Consider the following 18,647-nt stretch of genomic DNA (forward strand, 5'->3'; position numbering starts at 1 on the left):
GCTCACGCCTCCGCCTGCTCCGCGCCGGAGTCGGAGCCCGAGCCGCCGTCGGCTTCGGCACCCGTCTCGGCGTGCAGGCTCATCGGACCGTAGATCTTCGTCGTGTCCTCGAAGAGATGCACTTGGTCCGCACCGCCGGCCAGCAGGTCCTTCCAGTGCTCGCCGATCCAGGACTCCGCGTCGCCCTGTGTGGTGAACTCGTCGGGTGCCACCGCCGGTTCGACCTCGGTGCCGTCGGACTTCTCGAACCGCCACAACCAAGCGCTCATGTCAGCCTCCAAAGAACCGGTTCAGCATCCGACCGCAGGTGGCAGGGTGCCACCCAGCTGATGTGCAGCCTATCCGGGCGCGCACGACCCATACCGACGCGGGAGGATCGCCTTGTGGAACTGACTCTGCTCGGCACCGGCGCACCGGCCGGACTGCCCCGCCCCGACTGCCCCTGCGCGGCCTGCGCGAGCGCGCTCGGCCCGTACGCACGCTCGGCGACCGCGGTGCTCGTGGACGGCGTGCTGCTGCTCGATCTCACCCCGGGCGCCGCGTTCGCCGCGGCCCGCGCCGGGCATTCGCTCGCCGGTGTGCAGCAGGTGCTGCTCTCGCATCCGCACGACGGCCCGGCCGTGGAGCACCCGGCCGGACTGCCGCGTGCGGGCCGGGTGCCGGACGGCCGCGAACTGGCGCTGCTCGACGGGCACCGGGTGCGCGCGGTCGCCCTCGATCACCCCGGTACGGGGTACGAGGTCACCGCTCCCGACGGCGGTTCCCTGCTGTATCTGCCGCCGGGCGCCGCGCCCGCCGGCGAGGTCGAGCGGCCGGAGCCGTACGACATGGTCGTGGCCGATGTGGTGGGCCGCCCGGACGCCCTGGCGAAGCTGCGGGCCGGTGGCGCGGTGGCGGGGACCACGGATGTGCTCGCCGTCCATCTCGACCACGACGCCCCGCCCGGGCCCGAGTTGCACCGCCGGCTCGCCGCGGCGGGCGCCCGCGCGGTGCCGGACGGCACGACGCTGGTGGTCGGCGAGTACCACGCCGTACCCGACCTGCCGCGCCGCACGCTGGTGCTCGGCGGGGCGCGTTCGGGCAAGTCCGTGGAGGCCGAGCGGCGGCTCGAGTCCTTCCCCGAGGTCGTGTACGTGGCGACCGGCGGCGTACGCGACGGCGACTCCGACTGGGCCGACCGGATAAGGCTGCACCGCGAGCGCAGGCCGGGCTCCTGGCGGACCACGGAGACCTGCGATCTGGTCCCGCTCCTCGATGCCGACGGGCCGCCGCTGCTCATCGACTGTCTGTCGCTGTGGCTGACGGACGCGATGGACAAGGTCGAGGCCTGGGACGACGCGAAGTGGGCGGCCGGCGGCGACCGGGCGCTGCGCGAGCAGGTGGCCCAACTGGTCGGTGCGGTAAGGGAGTCGAGACGTACGGTCGTCGCGGTGTCGAACGAGGTGGGCTCGGGGGTTGTGCCCGCGACCGCTTCGGGCCGGCGTTTCCGCGACGAACTCGGCCGTCTGAACGCGGCGTTCGCGAGCGAGTGCGAGCATGTGCTGCTCGTGGTCGCGGGTCAGGCGCTGGTGCTCCGGGGCTGACTCTGGTGCTCCGCGGCTGATCCGGGCGGGTACGCCCGGGTGTCCCGCGTGAGTGTCGGCTTGCCACTCGCGCGCGGGTGGCGTGGCCTGTCGGGCATGACCGAGACCCTTGCACCGGAGACCGCCCGGGTACGTCCCGTACTCGACGGCGTGCCCGAGACCCTCCTGTGGACCCTGTGGAACCGGGCCTGCGAGGCCCGCCGTCCCGACGCCGTGCTGCACGACCCGCTCGCCATCCGCCTCGTCGACACCCTCGACTACCCCTTCGAGGAGAAGCTGGGCCCACCGCATCCGCTGTTCGCCCAGACCCAGGGCCTGCGCTCGCTGTGCTTCGACCGCTCGGTCGCCAACTACACGGCGCGCAGGCCCGACGCGACCGTCGTGGCGCTCGGCGAGGGCCTGGAGACCAGCTTCTGGCGCGTGGACAACGGGCGTCTGAACTGGCTGAGCGTGGAGCTGCCGGACGGCGCGGAGCTGCGGGAGCGGCTGCTGCCCGAGCACCCGCGGCACCGGATCATCGCCAAGTCGGTGACCGACCTGAGTTGGCTCGACGCGATCGAGGACCCCTCGCGCGGGGTGATCGTCACCGCGCAGGGCCTGCTGATGTATCTCAAGCCCGCGGAGGTACGGGAGATCCTCGCGGCGTGCGCGGAGCGGCTGCCGGGCGGGGTGATGATCCTCGACTCGATGCCGCGCTGGGTCACCAAGCTGACCCGCGAGGGGAAGCTCAAGGTCGGGAAGCTGACGATCCCGCCGATGCACTGGTCGATGGCGCCGGACGAGCGCCCCAAGCTGCACTCGGCCCACCCGTCGATCGCCGAGGTGCGCGCGGTGCGGCTGCCACCGGGACGCGGGGCGCTGGGCAGGCTGGTCCAGCACCAGTACCGCATCCCGGTGTACCGCTCGTTCGCACCGGCGGTGACGCTCGTCCGTTTCCGGTGACCTCTTCGGGTCCCGGGGTCAGTCCTTGCGGGCGATGACCCGGTAGGCGTTGGAGAAGCGGCTGCGGCTCGTGAGGGGGGCCAGCGCCTTGTCGAGGAAGTGCAGCACGGGCATCAGGGGCAGGCCGAGCGTGAACACCAGCTTGCACAGCCGGTTGCCCATCCGGCCCGGCGCCTTCGGCAGCCAGGGCTCGTTGCGGAACGGCAGCAGCCGCAGCAGGAAGAGCCCGAACGAGCCCAGGAAGTCGAACGGGATGTGCGGCTGCCTGCGGTCCACGGCCACGACGGTGAAGCCCATCTCGCGCAGGGCCCGGTTGAGATTGCCGAGGGTCACGAAGTGCAGGTGCTGGGGCTGGAACCACGGCACCCAGTACTTCCCGAAGATCCGTCCGAAGTACGACTCGGGGTCCGGCACCTCGATCATCAGATGGCCGCCGGGCCTGAGCACCTTGCGGGCGGACTCGAGTTCGGCGCGCTGGTCGACGGTGTGCTCCAGGACGTGGAACATGCTCACGGCGTCGTACTGCCCGGCGAGCGAGGCCGCGTGGTCGGGCAGGAAGCCCTGGTAGGCGCGCTCGATGCGGCCCTGCTCCTTGGCCTTGACGACGTTCACGCCGACGTCGAGACCGTCGAAGGACGTGTCGGGCAGGACCTTCTTGGCCTGGAAGCAGAACTCGCCGTGCGCGGTGCCGACATCGAGCCAGCGCTTGGGCCGCAGGTGCGTGAGCATCGCGCGGGCCCGGTCCGTGTGGCGCTCGTGGTCGTCGCCGTTGGCGCTGTCGAAGGCGGCGCCGAGCTCCTTCTCGAAGAGACCGTCGTAGAAGTCCCGGTAGTAGAAGTCGAGTCCGGGCTTGCTCAGGCTCGGGTTCTGGAAGATGTGCCGGCAGTCGCCGCACTGCTCGAGGACGAAGGTGCCGGGCTTGCCCTGCAGGAAGTCCTTCGTCTTCAGGCGCACCTTGAGCCGCTTCGACGCGCACCACGGGCAGGTGTCGCGCCGCTCCTCGAAGAGGCGGTCCATGCCCAGGGCCAGCTCGGCCTGGTAGGCGGGGCGCAGCGCCGCGACCCGCGCGTCGCGCCGGGCCCGGTGCTCCTCGATGCTCTCCGCATCCTGAACTGCCTCGGTGCTCTCGGTGGTTGCCATGTGGGTCTCCTAGGTTCCGCGTTCAGTGCCGGTCCACGGCGAACTTCTCCAGCTGGGTGGCCGCGGCCGCCGCTCCGCCTGCCGCGCGGAAGGAGGCCCCGATCCTCGAGGCCGCCTCCCGGTACTCCGCTTCTTCCAGTACGGCGTCGAGTGCGGCCCCGATCTGCCGGCGCCCGCTGCGCCCGAACCGCACCCGCACCCCCGCTCCCGCCGCGGTGACCTGCGCGGCGACCAGGGGCTGGTCGTCGCGGATGGGAGCGACGACCAGCGGGACGCCGTGCCACAGGGACTCGGCGACGGTGTTGTGCCCGGCGTGGCTGATGACCGCCGACGCCCTCTCCAGGAGGGCGAGTTGGGGGATGTGCGGCAGGACGAGCACATCGGTGTCGGACTCCGCGGTCAGGACGCCGCCCGGGTCCGCGATCACCGCCTGGACCCGCCTGCCCCGCTCCCGTACGGCCGCGGCGCACTCGGTGAGGAAGCGCGCGCCGACATCCGTATTGGCGGTGCCGAGCGAGACGAGGACGGTGGCGCGGTCGTCGTCGAGCCACTGCCAGGGGAAGTCCCCGGCGGGCCGGCGGGTGAGCGCGGGTCCGACGAAGCGCACCTCGTCGCCGTAGGCGCCCTCGCCCGCGAGCTCCGGTGTGGTGAAGGCGAGGACGAGGTCCGGCGAGAAGCGCGGGTCGTGGGTGCGGGCGGGATCACCGATACGGTCGCGTAGCTCCGCCACCAGCGAGGCCACCCACTCGCCGATCTTCGGCATGCCGTCGAGGGCGTCGCTGAACTCGGCGGAGGTGGTGGACGAGGTGGCGTACGGGATGCCGAGCCGTTCGGCGACCAGTGCGCCCGCCAGGGTCTGCTGGTCGCTGACGATCACATCGGGGCCGAACTCCCGTACCGCCTGCTCCACTCCGGGTGCCATGGCGTCGGCGAGCGGCACGAAGAACTCCTGCCACAGGAACTGCAGCGCGGCCGCGCCCCGCAGCTCGGTCGGCCGCTCCAGGAGCCCGGGGATCTCGCACGGGAACACCTCGGCCTCCGGGCCCGCCAGCTCCTCGACGAAGCGCGGCAGTCCGGCCCATGCCACCCGGTGGCCGCGCGCGGCGAGTTCGGCGGCGACGCTGACCGTGGGGTTGACGTGGCCGACGAGCGGCGGCACCACGAAGAGGAAGCGGCTCATGGCGTGGGCACCCTTGCTCCGAGCAGTTCCTTGTGGCCCTCGCGCACCCAGTCCAGGAGCAGCGGGCCGACCGTCTCGGGTGTGCCGACCAGGACCGAGTGGCCGTGGCCGTGCACGGTGTGGGTGCGGCAGCGCGGGAGCAGTCCGCGCAGCCAGTCCGCCATCTCGGCGAGGTCGGAGTTCGCCCCGTACACGGCGAGCACCGGCACGTCGAGCGCGCTCCAGGCCGCCTCGTCGGGGATGCGGCTGGCTGCGATGTCCTCGGCGATCGAGGTGCCGTGCAGGAGCCGCATCGACCAGCGCACCAGGCGCGCCTCGTGCCGGCCGTAGGTCTCCTCGATCCACGGCAGGGTGCGTTCGTCGTGCAGCTGGTACGCGGATCCGGCGAGCAGTCCGCTCATCTTCTGCGCCCAGGCGTCGGTGGGCGGTTCGGACTCGACCATGAGGACGCTGGCGACGCGGCCCGGGTGGTGCAGGGCGTAGTCGAGGGCGACGGTGCCGCCGAAGGAGTTGCCCACGAGGTGCACCGGTCCGGTGACGCCCAGCTCGTCGAGCAGCAGGGCGAGGTCGCCGGAGAAGTCCTCGATGCCGTAGCCGTGCGGCGGGCGTGTGGTGCGGCCGTGGCCGCGCTGGTCGTACATCACCACGTCGTAGCCGGCGGCGGCGAACTCGGGGGCGACGGTGAAGTAGTAGCTGGTGAGGTTGTCGGTGGCGATGCCGTGCACCAGCACCACGGTCTCGCGGCCGCCGGTGCCGTCGCCGAGCCGCTCGACGTTGAACCGCAGGCCGCCCGCGTCGAGCCGGGTCATCGCAGGCGCCCCACGATGTAGTCGGCGAGCTGTCCCACGGTCAGGCCGATGATCTCGGAGAGTTCGAGCGAGGCGAACCAGGCGGGGAAGTCGACCCGGTCGCCGTAGCGTTCGCGCAGCTCGGAGGTGAGGGTCACCAGGTCGATCGACTCCAGGTCGAGGTCCTCCACGAAGCGGGTCTCGCGGGTGATCGGCGCGTCCTCGAACTCCAGGTCGTCGAGTACGGCACGCAGTGCGCCGCCGATCTCGGCGAGTACGGCCTCTTCGTCGACGGTGGCGGGACTGGTCATGACGTGGGCTCCTCGGGGACGGGGACTTCGGTGGCTGCGGGCTCGGTCCAGGCGACGACATACGTGCGGGCGGGCAGGCCCGGCGGGTTGGACGCGGTGGTGAGGCGTACGCGGTGGGTGGCGCCCGAGGGGGTACGGACCCGCAGCGCGTCCGGGCCTTCGGCGGTGACCTCGAAGTCGCGGGGGCGGCCCTGGATGCCGGTGCCCTCCGCCTTCGAGGCGGCTTCCTTGGCGGCCCAGATCCGGGTGAGCGCTTCGGGGTGTGCGCCGAGTGCCCGGTACAGGTCGTGCTCGGTGGCGCCGAGCACCGCGTCGACGGTGGCCGGGGGCCGCTCGACGATCTCCTCGATGTCGATCCCGACGGGCCCCTGCGGCCGGACGAGCGCGACGGCCGCCTCCTGGCAGTGCGCCAACGAGACGTCCAGGCGCGGAAGTTGGCGTCCGTGCACCCCGTACGCGTACGGGCGTCCGCTGGGCTCGTTGGCGATGCGCACCTCGCCGGGGAAGACGGGGCCTTCGCCGTCGGACCACAGCAGGCGGCGCACCGCGTCCTTGGCGGCGATCCGGCCGAGCAGCCACTGGCGTTTGCCGCGCGGGGGGTGCTGGGCGAAGGCGGTGCGTTCGTCGCCCGCCAACTGGTTGCGCATCATCAGCTCGCGCGAGGCGGGGTCGGGCCAGCACTCGAAGACCAGCTGCCAGCCGCCGCCCTGCTCGGTGGACAGGGTGCTGCGCTCCGGGAACCGTTTGACCTGGTCGGTCTCGGGCGGCGAGTCGAAGCGGCGGTCCTGCCAGCCGTGGATCTCGGCCCAGACCGCGCCGCCGTGCAGCAGCTGGACGTCGGCTTCGAGGACGGTCTCGGTGAGCGCGGTGATCCGGATGTGGCAGTCGAGGTCGGTGCCCGGCTCGGGGTGGGGGCCGAAGAAGCGGGCCTCCTTGATGCCGACCGGGAAGACCACGGTCCGGTCGGTGTGCGTGGCCATCAGCCAGTAGCCGAGCAGCTGGCCGACGTTGTCGAGCAGGGCGCCGGGGGCGGGCGGTGTGGTCAGGACTCCGCGTACGTGCCGGTCGCCGAGCGCGGCGATGCGGGTGACGCCGCGGAAGAGCGGGCCGTGGAACATCCAGCGCTCGTCGTACATCTCCTGCGCGGAGGTGGTGGGGCTGCGCTCCGCAGCGGGCGCGGGCCAGGCGGCGGGCGGCTGCTGCGGTGTGCCGGTCTCCAGGGTGGCGCGTGCGTGCCGCCCGAAGGCGACGGCGTACCGGCCGGGCGCCTCCTCGACGGTTTCGATCACCACGTCCTGCGCGGGCTCGGCCACGGCCCACTCCAGGAACCGCACCTCGTGTACGGCGGTCAGCGCGGCACCCGTCCTCGGCAGCGCGTCCGCCATGAGGTGGATCAGGGTGGTGGCCGGCACGACGGGCCAACGGTCGGCCAGATCGGGCCAGTTGGCGCGCTGCCGGAAGAAGCAGTGATCGGTGAGGTACGGGAGGGTGGCGAGGGAGATGGTGAAGGGGGTGCGGGTGGTGGGCCTCGTGTCGGACTCGCCGTTCGCGGCGGGTGCGCCGGGCGCGTCGGGCCCTGACTGGTGGGGGCCGGTCGGCTGGGCGGGGGGCCGGGGGGTGTGCGGGGCGGGGGTCCGCGACGCGGGGGCCTCTGGAGTGGGCGCGCCCGTGGTGGAGACGCCTGAGGTGGAGGTGACCGATGCGGAGGCGCCCGACGTGGGCCCGCTCGCCGTGGACGCACCCGGCCCGGGCGCACCTGGCGCTGCGTAGGCGTGGCCGCGTACCGGAGCCGCCACCGCTGCCGCGAGCACCGCCGTCGCCGTCTCGGCGGACTCGTCGAGCAACGCCTGGAGGTCGCCGGCCAGGGCCGACTGGGCGAGGGCGGCGGGGAGATCGGGGCGAGCGGCCGGGGCCTCGGCACGGTCGCCAGGGCGCGGGGCGCCCGCTCCCGCGGCGCCGGCACCGACCGCTGAACCGGCTTCGTGGCCCTCCCTCGAACCGCCTTCCGCCAGGGCGCTCGCACTCGCCGCCTTGCGAAGCATCGCGCGCAGCCGGTCGCGCGTCGCCGTGTCCAGGGATACGAGGCCGGCGTTCAGGTCGAGGGGAACGGTGTGCGTGACTGCGGGCGTGCGGGCGGGCTCGTCGGCCCGGGTGGAGCCGGACGCCGCAAGGGCGTGTCCGGCAGGTACGGGGGTCGAGGCGGCCGTGCTCCCGGCCGGCTCGGCGCCGGACGTCACGGGCACGGCCGCCCCGGCCCCGAAGTTCGGGCCGACCGGAGCCGGAGTCTCCGCGACGCCGACGGACCCACGCGGACGGGCCCCGCCCGTCGAGCCGAGCAGCGCCCCGAAGTCCGGCTCCGCGCCGAACGCCCACATCCCCGCCGCCACCCGGACCAGCTGCGCCATCCCCTCGCTGCGAGGCGAGTTGGCGGATACGGCCAGGTGCGGGCGGCCGGACAAGGTGTCGCCGACGAGGGCGGGCAGCTGGCCCGCGCCGAGCTGGACGAACGCGCGGAACCCTGCCGCGTACAGCTCTTCGGTCAGCATCCGGAAGCGCACGGGTTCGAGCAGATGGCGCACGAAGAGTTCGCGTACCGCCGCTTCGTCCGGCGGGAACGGCGCCGCGGTCGTGCCCGACCACACCGGCACCGACGGACGCCGCAGGGTGAAGCCGCGGGCGGCCTGCTCGATGGGCGCGAGGTACGGCGCGAGCATCGGCGTGTGGAAGCCGGACTCGAACGGGAGGACCTGGCCGAGGACCCCGTCCGCCCGCAGCCGTGCCGCGAGCGCCTCGACCTGGGCGTGCGGACCGCAGGCGACGGACTGGCGCGGGGCGTTGTCGTGCGACAGCGCCACGCCGGGAAAGACGTCGAGCAGGGCCTCGACCTGGGCGGCCGGCGCACCGAACGCGGCGAAGGCGAGCCCCGGCACGCGGAGTGCGGAGGGGTCGAAGTCCCTGAGGAACGCGTCGACTTCGGCGGGGTCGTACATCCCGGCGACCGCCATCGCCGTCCACTCCCCCACGCTGTGCCCGGCGACCGCGTCCGCCGCGAGACCGGCCCGGCCGAGCGCTTCGGCGAGCAGCCGCCCGACGCCGAAGACCGCGGCGCCGTGCTCGGCGACATCGCCCACGCGGGCGTCGGCGAACTCCAGGGCGGGCAGCCCGAAGTGCCGGGCCACGTCGTCGATACGGGGGGTGAACTCGGCCTCGAGGCCGGGGAAGAGGAAGGCCGTACGGCCGCCGGCCGGGCCGAGCAGCGGCGCGGGCGCGCACCACACGTCGCTGCGCCCGCCCCATGCGCGTCCCTCGGCGACGGCCTTGCGGGCGAGCGCCAGCTGCCGGGGCGTGGGGTCGACCACGGCGACCCGCGCGTGCCCGGCCCCGGTCACCTCACCGGTGGCCGCCCGCTGCAGCGAGTCATCGTCGGCGTCCAGGAGCCGGGCAAGCTCGCCCGCGTTCGCGGCGGCCAGCCTCAACAGGCGTACGGGTTGGGTGACTTGCAGACCGGAGGAGGCGGGCAGGTCGGGCTGCTGGACCGCAGCGGTGTGGGACGCGCCGGCCCCCCGGACGGGAGCCGCACCCTGCCCTGCCGACACGGGCGCCTGCTCCAGAACCACATGCGCATTGATTCCGCCGAACCCGAAGGCGTTCACCGCGGCGCGCCGCAGCGGCCCCTCCCAAGGGCCTGCCTGCGCCATCGGCCGGAACCGGGTCTCGAGGAGCGCCGGATGCGGATCGTCGCAGTGCAGCGTCGGCAGCAGAACACCCCGGTGGACCGCGAGCGCCGCCTTGACCAGGCTCGCGACTCCGGCCGCGGGCATGGTGTGCCCGATCATCGACTTGACCGAGCCGATCACCGCGTCCGGTGCGAGGCCGCGCCCGAACACCTCGGCCAGCGTGGCCATTTCGGCCGCGTCGCCGTTCGGTGTGCCCGTGCCGTGCGCTTCGAGGAGGCCGAGCGAGCCGGGCGCGGCCGGGTCGAGTCCGGCGGCCGCCCAGGCGAGCCGTACCGCGCGGGCCTGCCCGCCCGGGTCGGGGTTGACCAGGGACGCGGCGCGTCCGTCGCCCGCGACGCCCACGCCCCGTACGACCGCGTAGACGCGGTCACCGTCGCGCAGCGCGTCGGCGAGCCGCTTGAGGACCACGACGCCCGTGCCCTCGCCGATCAGGACGCCGTCGGCCTCCCGGTGGAAGGGCCGGATGCGGCCGCTCGGGGACAGGGCGCGCAGCTGTGAGAAGACCGACCAGAGCGTGATGTCGTGGCAGTGGTGGACCCCGCCCGCGAGCATCACGTCGCAGCGTCCGGAGGCCAGTTCGGCGATGGCCTGGTCCAGGGCGACGAGCGAGGAGGCGCAGGCGGCGTCGACGGTGTACGAGGGTCCGCGCAGGTCGAGGCGGTTGGCGACGCGGGATGCGGCGAAGTTGGGGATGAGCCCGATCACGGACTCGGGCCCGGCGGGGCCGAGTGCTTCCTGGAAGGCGTCGCGCACCTCGCCGATCCGCTCCTCGCCGAGCTCGGGCATCAACTCCCGGAGCGTGCGGACGAGTTGGGCCGCGGTCCGCAGCCGCTGGTCGAGGCGGGCGAGGCCGGAGGTGAGGTAGCCGCCGCGGCCGAGCACGACACCGACGCGCGCCCGGTCCGCAGGAAGCGCGCTGCCCATGTCCGCGAGCGCGGCGCCCGCGGTGCGCAGGGCGATCAGCTGGTCGGGTTCGGTGCCGGCCACCGAGCCGGGCATGATCCCGAACGCGGTCGGGTCGAAGGCCGTTACCCCGTCCAGTCCGTCCACGAATCCGCCGCGCCGGCAGTACACCGCGTCGGGCCGCCCGCCCGCCGGGTCGAAGTACGCCTCGCTGTCCCAGCGCCCCGCGGGCACCTCGCTCAGGGCCTCCGTACCGTCGACGAGATTGCGCCAGTACGTCTCCAGATCACCGGCGCCCGGCAGGGTCACCGCCATCCCCACGATGGCGACGGGCTCTTGCTGTGTCATCGCGCCGCTCACCAGCCGGACGCGGTGTAGACGACCTCGTCGGTCCCGTTGTCGCCCCACGCGAGCTCGCGCAGCAGGGCGAGGACGCCTTCCTCGGGGTCGATCAGCTCGATGCCGCGCCGCGCGTACTCGCGGCCGAGCTCGGGTCCGACCATCCCGTCGTGCGCCCCGGTCGGCGCCCACGGGCCCCAGTGCACGGTCAGGGCGCGGGTGCCGGTGGCGTCCTGCCAGCGGCGGCCGATCCGGGCGAGCGCGTCGTTGGCGGCGGCGTAGTCGATCTGGCCGCGGTTGCCGAAGACGGCCGAGATGGAGCCGAACAGGACGGTGAAGCGCGGGAGTTGGGGCAGCCGGTGCAGGGCGGCGAGCAGGGTGCGGGCGCCGTCGACCTTGGTTCCGTACACCCGCCGGAAGGAGTCCGGGTCCTTCTCGGCGAGCAGTCTGTCCTCGATGACCCCGGCCGCGTGCACGACGCCGTCGATCCGCCCGTACGTCGCGTACGTCTCCTTGACCGCCTGCTGCACGGCCTCCGCGTCCCGCAGATCGACCGCGCGGTAGCCGGCCTGGCCGCCCGCGTCGTGGATCTCGGCGAGGGTGCTCGCGATCTCGCGCTGGGCGAGGATGCGGCTGACGGTCCGCTCGATCTCGGCGGGCTTGAGGCCGCCGCGGGCGATCAGCTCGGCGCGCAGAGCCGCCTTGTCGCGGGCGTCGCTGAACTCATCGGGCAGCTCCGGCAGTTCGGTCCGGCCGAGCAGTTCGATACGGCACCGGGACGCGGCCGCGAGTGCCACGGCGAACCGTGCCGTAATCCCGCGCCCTCCCCCGGCGAGCACGACCACCGAGTCGGGGCCGAGCCCGAGCACGGTCGCCTCGGCGACGCCCGTGCCGGCCGGTCCCGCGCCGGAGGTGGCGAGCAGTCCGAGGCTCAGCTCGCGCGGGGCGAGCCCGCGGCGGGTGCGGTCGGTGCGCAGCACGACCGGCTCGCGGTCGGGTGCGAGCAGCTCCTCGACGATCATCTCGGCCTGTTCGGCGGCGCCGCGCGTGGAGTCCACCTCGACGCTGCGGGCGACGGTGTCCGGGTACTCGCGGGCGACCGTACGGAAGAACCCGGCGAGCCCACTGGTGTCCTTGGCGTGGTGCGCGGCGATCAGCCACCGCGGGCCTCGCCGCAGGACGGCCTGGAACAGCGGGAAGGCCCCGGGCAGTACGGGTTCGCCGCTGTCGGCGAGCGCGCCGACGTGGATCAGTCCGTCGACGGCGCCCTGGTGCCCTTCGAGGTCGTCCCCGATACGGGAGGCGATGGCGCCGAGCACCGTGAGCCGCGTGACCAGCGCCTGCGCGACGGGCGTCCCGTCCCCGACGAGCACGAACCGCTTCCCGCGCAGATCCTGCGCGGCGACGGCGCCCGGGGCGGGGGCCGGGTCCAGGGGAGTGGGGGTGAGGAGATAGCGCTTGGGGGCGGCGATGGTGAGCACGGGCTCGGGCTCGGGTGCCGCAGGTGCGGGTTCCGGCGTCGGCTGGGGTTCGGCTGCCTGTACGGGGGCCGGCTCGGAATCCCGTACGGGGGTGGGGTCTTGCGGCCGTACGGGCGTGGCGTCCTGCGGCTGAGCGGGCGCGGTGGCGGCGCTCGTGGTCCCGTGCGGCGCGCGCAGCTCGGTGTCGGCCGGGAGGTGCGGGGTCGGAGCGTCCCAAGCCGTGACGGTGGGCTCCATGGGGGCCGGTCCGTTGGCGGCCGGGTCGGCGAGGGCGCCGGGGACCTGGCGTACCGCGTCCGCGTCGAGCGCGCGGCCGATCCAGGCGGGGTCGTCGGCGGGGTTTCCGGCGAGGAGGCCGGTGGCCGACTGGCCGGCCGTCTCACCCGCGTTACCCGTCAGGCCGGTTGCGGCGGCGTCCGCGCTCACGGCGATCGTGGCGGACTGGGCGTTCGCGGCGACCTCGGCGGTCGTAGCGGCCCGGGCGTTCATGGCGGCCTGGGCTCCAACAGCGGCGTCGGCGGCCTGCGCGGTCGTGGCCACCTGGGCGGGCACCGGCTCATCGGTCGCGGCGGCCCCACCCCTGCCCCGTACCGTCAGCCACTCCGCGATGCCCGCGGCCGTACGCGCGCGGGTCAGTTCCTCCAGCTCCGCATCCGGCAGCGACCGCAGATCCACACCCGACCCGAGCAGCTGACGCCCCAACTCCCCAGCAATCTCCGTCCGCTTGATCGAGTCCACACTCAGATCCGCTTCCAGATCCAGATCCGGCTCGATCATCTCCACCGGATAACCCGTCCGCTCAGCGATCACCGCAAGCACCGTGCCAAGGACGTCCACCTGAGAGGCGGGAGCAGCAGCCGCGGGCGCCGACGCGGCAGCCGGGACAGACCCCGCGGCCGAGGCGGAGACCCCAGCCGGGGCGGACACGGCGACCGGCGCGGACACTGCCGGCGCCACCGCATCCACGCGGGGCCGCAGCCACTCCGCAATCCCCGCGGCCGTACGCGCGCGGGTCAGTTCCTCCAGCTCCGCATCCGGCAGCGACCGCAGATCCACACCCGACCCGAGCAGCTGACGGCCCAACTCCCCAGCAATCTCCGTCCGCTTGATCGAATCGACACTCAGATCCGCTTCCAGATCCAGATCCGGCTCGATCATCTCCACCGGATAACCGGTCCGCTCAGCGATCACCGCAAGCACCGTGCCCAGCACATCCACCTGAGGCGCAGCAGGAGCCGCGGGCGCCGGGGCTGCGGCCGGAGCAGCAGCCTCCTCGACGACCGTCGCCTCGACGACCGCCGCGTCGACCACCGCCGCCTCCAGAACAGGCAGGTTCACCGGCGGGACCGTGGCCCCGGACGGCCCACCGAAATACGTAAGGAGCACATCCCGCTGCGCCGCCACCATCTCCCGGCTGTTGCGCAGGAACTCCCGCAGCATGGCCTCGCGCTCGTCCGTCATCCCGGCACCCCTCCACTCCGTGCTCATCCGCGTCTCCAGGGAAATCCGTCGGGCCGGCCGCAGCGCCCCCGGCAGCGGGCTGCCGTCGGCGGTACGGACCAGATGGCCGTCGACCGTCCAGCCGGGCCGCTTGGGTTCGGCTCCGCGTGCAGCGAGCACCGCGTCGCGTCCCGCGCACAGCGGCGTCGCCGTGACCTGCACCCCGGCCGCGAACAGCCGGGCGAGGGCTTCGAGATGACCGCGCAGACCGGCGTCGGGCCGCGGCTCGAACGGCACGGCCGTGTGCGGCCGGTCGCCGAGGATCTGGCCGACAAGCCCGGTGAGCACGGTGCCGGGCCCGGCCTCGACGAAGACCCGGGCCCCGGCGTCGTACATGGCCTCGATCTGCTCGGCGAAGCGGACCGGTGCGCCGATCTGCTCGGCGAGGTGGACCCGTACGTCGGCAGGCGAGGTGCCGTAGCGCGTGCCCGTGCGGTTGGCCCAGACCGGGAACTCGGGGGTGCGCACCGCGTATCCGGCGAGCGCGGACGAGAAGCGCGGGACGGCGCGGGCGACCAGCGGGCTGTGGAAGGCGCAGGCGACGGGCAGCTTGCGGGCGGTGAACCCGGCGGCGGTCAGCGCCTCGACGGCCTGGGCGACGGCGGCCGTGGGGCCCGAAATGACCGTCTGCTTGGGTGCGTTGTGGTTCGCGGCGACCACCTGGTCCGCGAGCCCGGCCTCGACGATGACGCGTCCGGCCTCCTCGGCGGAGGCCACGACGGCGGCCATGGTCCCGGGGTCGTCGCCGGTGGCGGCCAGGATCGCCTCGGCGCGGGCCCGGCTGAGCCCGGCGAGCGCGGTGGGGTCGATGCTGCCCGCGGCGCACAGGGCGACGAGTTCGCCGTACGAGTGCCCGGCGGCCATGTCGGGCCGTACGCCCGCGAGGGTCAGGACGTCGTACGCGGCGAGCGAGACGGCGCCGAGTGCGGGCTGCGCGTTGCGGGTGTCGGTGAGGCGGGCCCGCTGGGCGGTGCGCTCGGCGTCGCTGAACGCGGCGGGCGGGAAGATCACGGACGCCGGTGCGCCGGCCAGGTGCCGCTGGGTGCCGGGGAAGGCGGCGAACACCTCGGCGAGCATCCCGGGCCGCTGGCTGCCCTGCCCGGGGAAGAGGAAGGCGACCTTGCCGTCGCCCAGCTCCCCTTCGGCCGGGAAGACGCCGGCCGCGCGCTTGCCGTCCAGCAAGTCCCGTACGGAGGAGAGGAGTTGGCCGGTCGAGTCCGCGACCACCGCGCCGAAGGAGGTGCGGGCGCCGGTCTCCGCGCGGCGGGCCGCGGAGAGGGCCAGGTCGCGCAGGCGCCAGGCACCGGTCTCGGCGAGGGCGAGAAGCTCCTCGGCGGCCTCGCGGGTGCGGAAGACGAAGAGTTCGGCGGGCCACTGCGCGCTGCCCTGGCGGGGCGGGACCCCGCCCTCGTACGCCTGGAGCACGACGTGGAAGTTGGTGCCGCCGAAGCCGAACGCGCTGACGCCCGCGGCCCGGCGCGCGGGCGGCTCGGCCCAGGGCAGAGCCCGCCCGTGGAAGGCGAACGGGCTGTCCGCCTCGGACCAGGCGGGGTTGGGCTCGGTGACGTGCAGGGTGGGCGGGCGCACCCCGGTGTGCAGGGCGAGCGCGGTCTTGATGAGGCCGGCGAGTCCGGCGGCGCACTTGGTGTGCCCGATCTGCGATTTCACCGAGCCGACCACGCAGGCGCCGGGCTGTGCGCCCGCCTCGGCGAACATCTGGGACAGGACGGTGAGTTCGGTGCGGTCGCCGACGACCGTGCCGGTGCCGTGCGCCTCGACCAGACCGACGTCCGCGGGCGAGATACGGGCCTGGGCGTAGGCGCGTTCCAGGGCGGCGCGCTGGCCTTCGGGGCGGGGCGCGGTGAGGCCGAGGGAGCGGCCGTCGCTTGCGGCGCCGACGCCCTTGATGACGGCGTAGATCCGGTCGCCGTCCCGTTCGGCGTCCACGCGCCGCTTGAGCACCACGCAGGCCACGCCCTCACCGAGCGCGATGCCGTCCGCGTCGGCGGCGAAGGGCTTGCAGCGGCCGGTCCTGGACAGGGCGTGCACGGAGGAGAAGAGCAGGAAGTCGTTGATGCCGTTGTGCAGGTCCGCGCCGCCGCACAGTGCGACGTCGGCGGCGCCGGAGACGAGCTCCTTGCAGGCCACGTCGACGGCGGTGAGCGAGGAGGCGCAGGCCGCGTCGACGGTGAAGTTGGCGCCGCCGAGGTCGAGGCGGTTGGCGATACGGCCGGAGATGACGTTGGACAGAAGGCCCGGGAAGGAGTCCTCGGTCAGCTTCGGGAGCTGCTGCTCGATGCCCTCCGGGAGCCGCCCCAGGTAGGACGGCAGGACCGTACGCAGGGTGGTGGCGTTGGAGGTGTCGCTGCCGGCCTCCGCGCCGAAGACCACGCAGGTGCGTTCACGCGGGAAGTCCTTGCGGTCGAGCCCGGCGTCCTTCAGGGCCCGGCGCGCGGCTTCGAGCGCGAGCAGCTGGACCGGCTCGATGCTGGCGAGCGAAGCCGGCGGAATCCCGTACGCCAGCGGGTCGAAGGGGATCCGCGGCAGGAAGCCGCCCCACTTGGAGGCGGAGACGTCGTGCGCCTCGGCGTCCTCTCCGTAGTGCAGCGCGGGGTCCCAGCGGTCGGCGGGGACCTCGGTGACGGCGTCCTCGCCGGCGAGGATCTGCGCCCAGAAGGCGTCGAGGTCTCCGGCGCCGGGGAACATCGCGGACATGCCGACGACGGCGATGTCGAGGGCGTCGGGCACGGGCTCCCGCACGGACCGGGGAGGCGTACGCAGATCGGCGGCGCGCCTCGCGTAGAAGTCGGCCGCGCGGTCGGCGACCCCGTGGTGCAGTTCGGCGACCGTGGTGGTCGCGCCGCGCAGGACCGCGACCTCGCCGGCCATGAACATGCCGTCGGCGAGCTGGCGTTCCTCGTCCACGTCGACGAGTTCGTCGCCGATCCGCTCGATGCCCTTGCTGGCGATGCGAAGGCGGCCGACGTTGAGGCGCTCCAGCTCCTCCCAGGCCTGCCGGTCGGGCACCCCCTGCTCGCGGAGCTCGTCCTTGTACGACTGGTAGGCGGCCGTGAAGGCGCTGGGGACACAGCGGGTGGCGTGGCCGGGCGCCGTGTGCAGGAGCTCGGTGGACTCGGCGTCCAGGACGGCCTGCTGGAACAGCGGCCGGATCGCACCGCAGGCCACGGCCTCCTCGGTGAAGAGGTAGGCGGTGCCCATCAGGACCCCGGTGGCGACGCCCTTCGCGGTGAGCGGCGCGGCGAGCGCGGCCACCATCGCGGCGGAGCGCTCGTCGTGGATGCCGCCCGCGAACAGGACCTGCACCTCGGCCGGGTCCAGGTCGCCGCCGGCCAGGAAGTCCTCCAGGACGGCGAGTTGGGCCTCCCAGAGCGGGAAGCTGTTGCGCGGCCCGATGTGCCCGCCGCACTCGGCGCCCTCGAAGACGAAGCGCCGCGCGCCCGCCGCGAGGAACTGCCCGAGCAGTCCGGGCGAGGGCACATGCAGGAAGGTGACGATGCCGTCGGCTTCGAGCGCGGCGGCCTGCGAGGGGCGTCCGCCGGCGATGACGACATGGCTGGGGCGCAGTTCCCGTACGGCTTCGAGCTGGGCCGTACGTACTTCCTCGGGCGCGAAGCCGAGGATGCCGACGCCCCAGGAGCGGTCGCCGAGTGCGGCGCGGGTCTGCTCCAGCATGGTGCGGGTCTGCTCGCGGCCCGCGAGGGCGAGGGCGATGAACGGGAGGCCGCCGCCGTCCGCGACGGCCGCGGCGAACCGGGCCTGGTCGCTGACCCGGGTCATCGGACCCTGGGCGACAGGCAGCGGCGTGCCGAGCGCGCGGCACATCGCGGAGCCGCCGCGCAGGGCGTCGCCGTCGAGCGCGAGCGCCTCGTCGATGCCCTGGCCGAGGGCGTCCAGGGTGGCCCGGACCGTTCCGTACTTCTGGGCGAACCGGGCCGCGAGGAAGGCGTCCTGGCCGAGCGGGAGAAGGTCCGCGCGCAGCGCCTCGGGCAGTCCGGGGCGGCGCCGGTCGAGTACGCGGTGACCGGCGACGAGCACGGTCTCGGAGCCGTCCGCCGTGCGCAGGAACGCGCCGACCGCCGGCGGCAGCTCCCCCTCGCACTCTTCGAGGAGCGCGAGCTGGACGTCGAGCACCACGCCCTTGGCGCCCGCGAGGACGGCGGCGGCCGCGGTGTGCGGGCCGATGCCGCCGTAGGCCCAGACGGGCACGGTGTCTCCGACGACGGCGAGCACGCGCTGCAGCAGGACGAACGTCGACAACTCCCCGCAGGGACCGCCGCATTCACTGCCCCGTACGACCAGACCCGACGCACCGTCACGCACCGCGCGCTCGGCCTCGGCGGCGCTGCGCACCTCGACGAGGACGGTGGCCGCGGGGACCTGGCCGACCTCGAAGGGGGCATCGGGGGCGAGCAGGACGGTGTGCGGGCCCGCGGTGTCGCGCAGCTCGTCGGGGTCGAGGGCGCAGTCGGCGCCGATGCGGACGCCGAAGGCGCCGGGCGCCCACTGGCGGGCGAGCGTGAGGGCCTCGCGGGCCCTGCGCCCGCCGCTGCCGAGGTCCAGGACACCGAGTCCGCCGGCTCGGGAGACGGCGGCGGCGAGACGCGCGTTCGGCTCACCGAACGGGCTGACGCCGATGACGGTCTGCGTCACGGAAGCGGGCTCCTCTGGTACGGGGTCTTGTACGGGGCGCTGCTGTACGACAATCCGACTCAAACCGGAACG

9 protein-coding genes are annotated in these 18,647 nt (G+C 74.0%); 2 read left to right on the plus strand and 7 right to left on the minus strand.

What is annotated here, in order from left to right; genetic code table 11:
* Nucleotides 1–2 precede the first annotated feature (2 nt).
* Complete coding sequence (locus H9Y04_RS07010; protein ID WP_187812785.1) at nucleotides 3–269, minus strand: hypothetical protein; 267 nt, start codon at nucleotides 267–269, stop codon at nucleotides 3–5.
* Between the two features lie 114 nt (nucleotides 270–383).
* Between H9Y04_RS07010 and H9Y04_RS07015 the strand changes: the two genes are divergently transcribed.
* Both H9Y04_RS07015 and H9Y04_RS07020 read left to right on the plus strand, forming a co-directional pair.
* A complete protein-coding gene (locus H9Y04_RS07015) occupies nucleotides 384–1,583 on the plus strand; it encodes a bifunctional adenosylcobinamide kinase/adenosylcobinamide-phosphate guanylyltransferase (RefSeq protein ID WP_187812786.1) in 1,200 nt (399 codons plus the stop codon).
* Between the two features lie 96 nt (nucleotides 1,584–1,679).
* Nucleotides 1,680–2,525: a class I SAM-dependent methyltransferase gene (locus tag H9Y04_RS07020; protein ID WP_187812787.1), complete on the plus strand. Its 846-nt coding sequence runs from the start codon at nucleotides 1,680–1,682 to the stop codon at nucleotides 2,523–2,525.
* A gap of 18 nt (nucleotides 2,526–2,543) precedes the next feature.
* Here the strand turns inward: H9Y04_RS07020 and H9Y04_RS07025 are convergent, their stop codons facing one another.
* The 6 genes from H9Y04_RS07025 to H9Y04_RS07055 are packed head-to-tail and all read right to left on the minus strand — an operon-like array spanning nucleotide 2,544 to nucleotide 18,575.
* Complete coding sequence (locus H9Y04_RS07025) at nucleotides 2,544–3,665, minus strand: class I SAM-dependent methyltransferase (RefSeq protein ID WP_187812788.1); 1,122 nt, start codon at nucleotides 3,663–3,665, stop codon at nucleotides 2,544–2,546.
* Between the two features lie 22 nt (nucleotides 3,666–3,687).
* Entirely contained in the window at nucleotides 3,688–4,845 is a 1,158-nt protein-coding gene (locus tag H9Y04_RS07030) for a glycosyltransferase (RefSeq protein WP_187812789.1), read from the minus strand.
* The gene (locus H9Y04_RS07035; protein ID WP_187812790.1) at nucleotides 4,842–5,654 is read right to left on the minus strand and encodes an alpha/beta fold hydrolase; all 813 of its coding nucleotides are present in this window, start codon (nucleotides 5,652–5,654) and stop codon (nucleotides 4,842–4,844) included. The genes H9Y04_RS07030 and H9Y04_RS07035 overlap by 4 nt, the downstream gene beginning before the upstream one ends.
* Nucleotides 5,651–5,944, minus strand: coding sequence for an acyl carrier protein (locus H9Y04_RS07040; protein ID WP_187812791.1), 294 nt, complete (start codon nucleotides 5,942–5,944; stop codon nucleotides 5,651–5,653). Before H9Y04_RS07040 ends, H9Y04_RS07035 begins: the two co-directional genes overlap by 4 nt.
* A complete protein-coding gene (locus H9Y04_RS07045) occupies nucleotides 5,941–10,932 on the minus strand; it encodes a type I polyketide synthase (RefSeq protein WP_187812792.1) in 4,992 nt (1,663 codons plus the stop codon). The genes H9Y04_RS07040 and H9Y04_RS07045 overlap by 4 nt, the downstream gene beginning before the upstream one ends.
* Nucleotides 10,933–10,940: 8 nt before the next feature.
* A complete protein-coding gene (locus H9Y04_RS07055) occupies nucleotides 10,941–18,575 on the minus strand; it encodes an SDR family NAD(P)-dependent oxidoreductase (protein WP_308800882.1) in 7,635 nt (2,544 codons plus the stop codon).
* Between the last annotated feature and the right edge of the window lie 72 nt (nucleotides 18,576–18,647).

Origin of the sequence: Streptomyces polyasparticus, from assembly GCF_014493765.1 — a bacterium.
Taxonomy (GTDB): domain Bacteria; phylum Actinomycetota; class Actinomycetes; order Streptomycetales; family Streptomycetaceae; genus Streptomyces; species Streptomyces polyasparticus.

Bases quoted from the DNA above. Each gene is read 5' to 3' on its own strand.
- H9Y04_RS07010 (WP_187812785.1), bottom strand. From the start codon at position 269: ATGAGCGCTTGGTTGTGGCGGTTCGAGAAGTCCGACGGCACCGAGGTC.
- H9Y04_RS07040 (WP_187812791.1), bottom strand. From the start codon at position 5,944: ATGACCAGTCCCGCCACCGTCGACGAAGAGGCCGTACTCGCCGAGATC.
- H9Y04_RS07025 (WP_187812788.1), bottom strand. From the start codon at position 3,665: ATGGCAACCACCGAGAGCACCGAGGCAGTTCAGGATGCGGAGAGCATC.
- H9Y04_RS07030 (WP_187812789.1), bottom strand. From the start codon at position 4,845: ATGAGCCGCTTCCTCTTCGTGGTGCCGCCGCTCGTCGGCCACGTCAAC.
- H9Y04_RS07035 (WP_187812790.1), bottom strand. From the start codon at position 5,654: ATGACCCGGCTCGACGCGGGCGGCCTGCGGTTCAACGTCGAGCGGCTC.
- H9Y04_RS07020 (WP_187812787.1), top strand. From the start codon at position 1,680: ATGACCGAGACCCTTGCACCGGAGACCGCCCGGGTACGTCCCGTACTC.
- H9Y04_RS07045 (WP_187812792.1), bottom strand. From the start codon at position 10,932: ATGACACAGCAAGAGCCCGTCGCCATCGTGGGGATGGCGGTGACCCTG.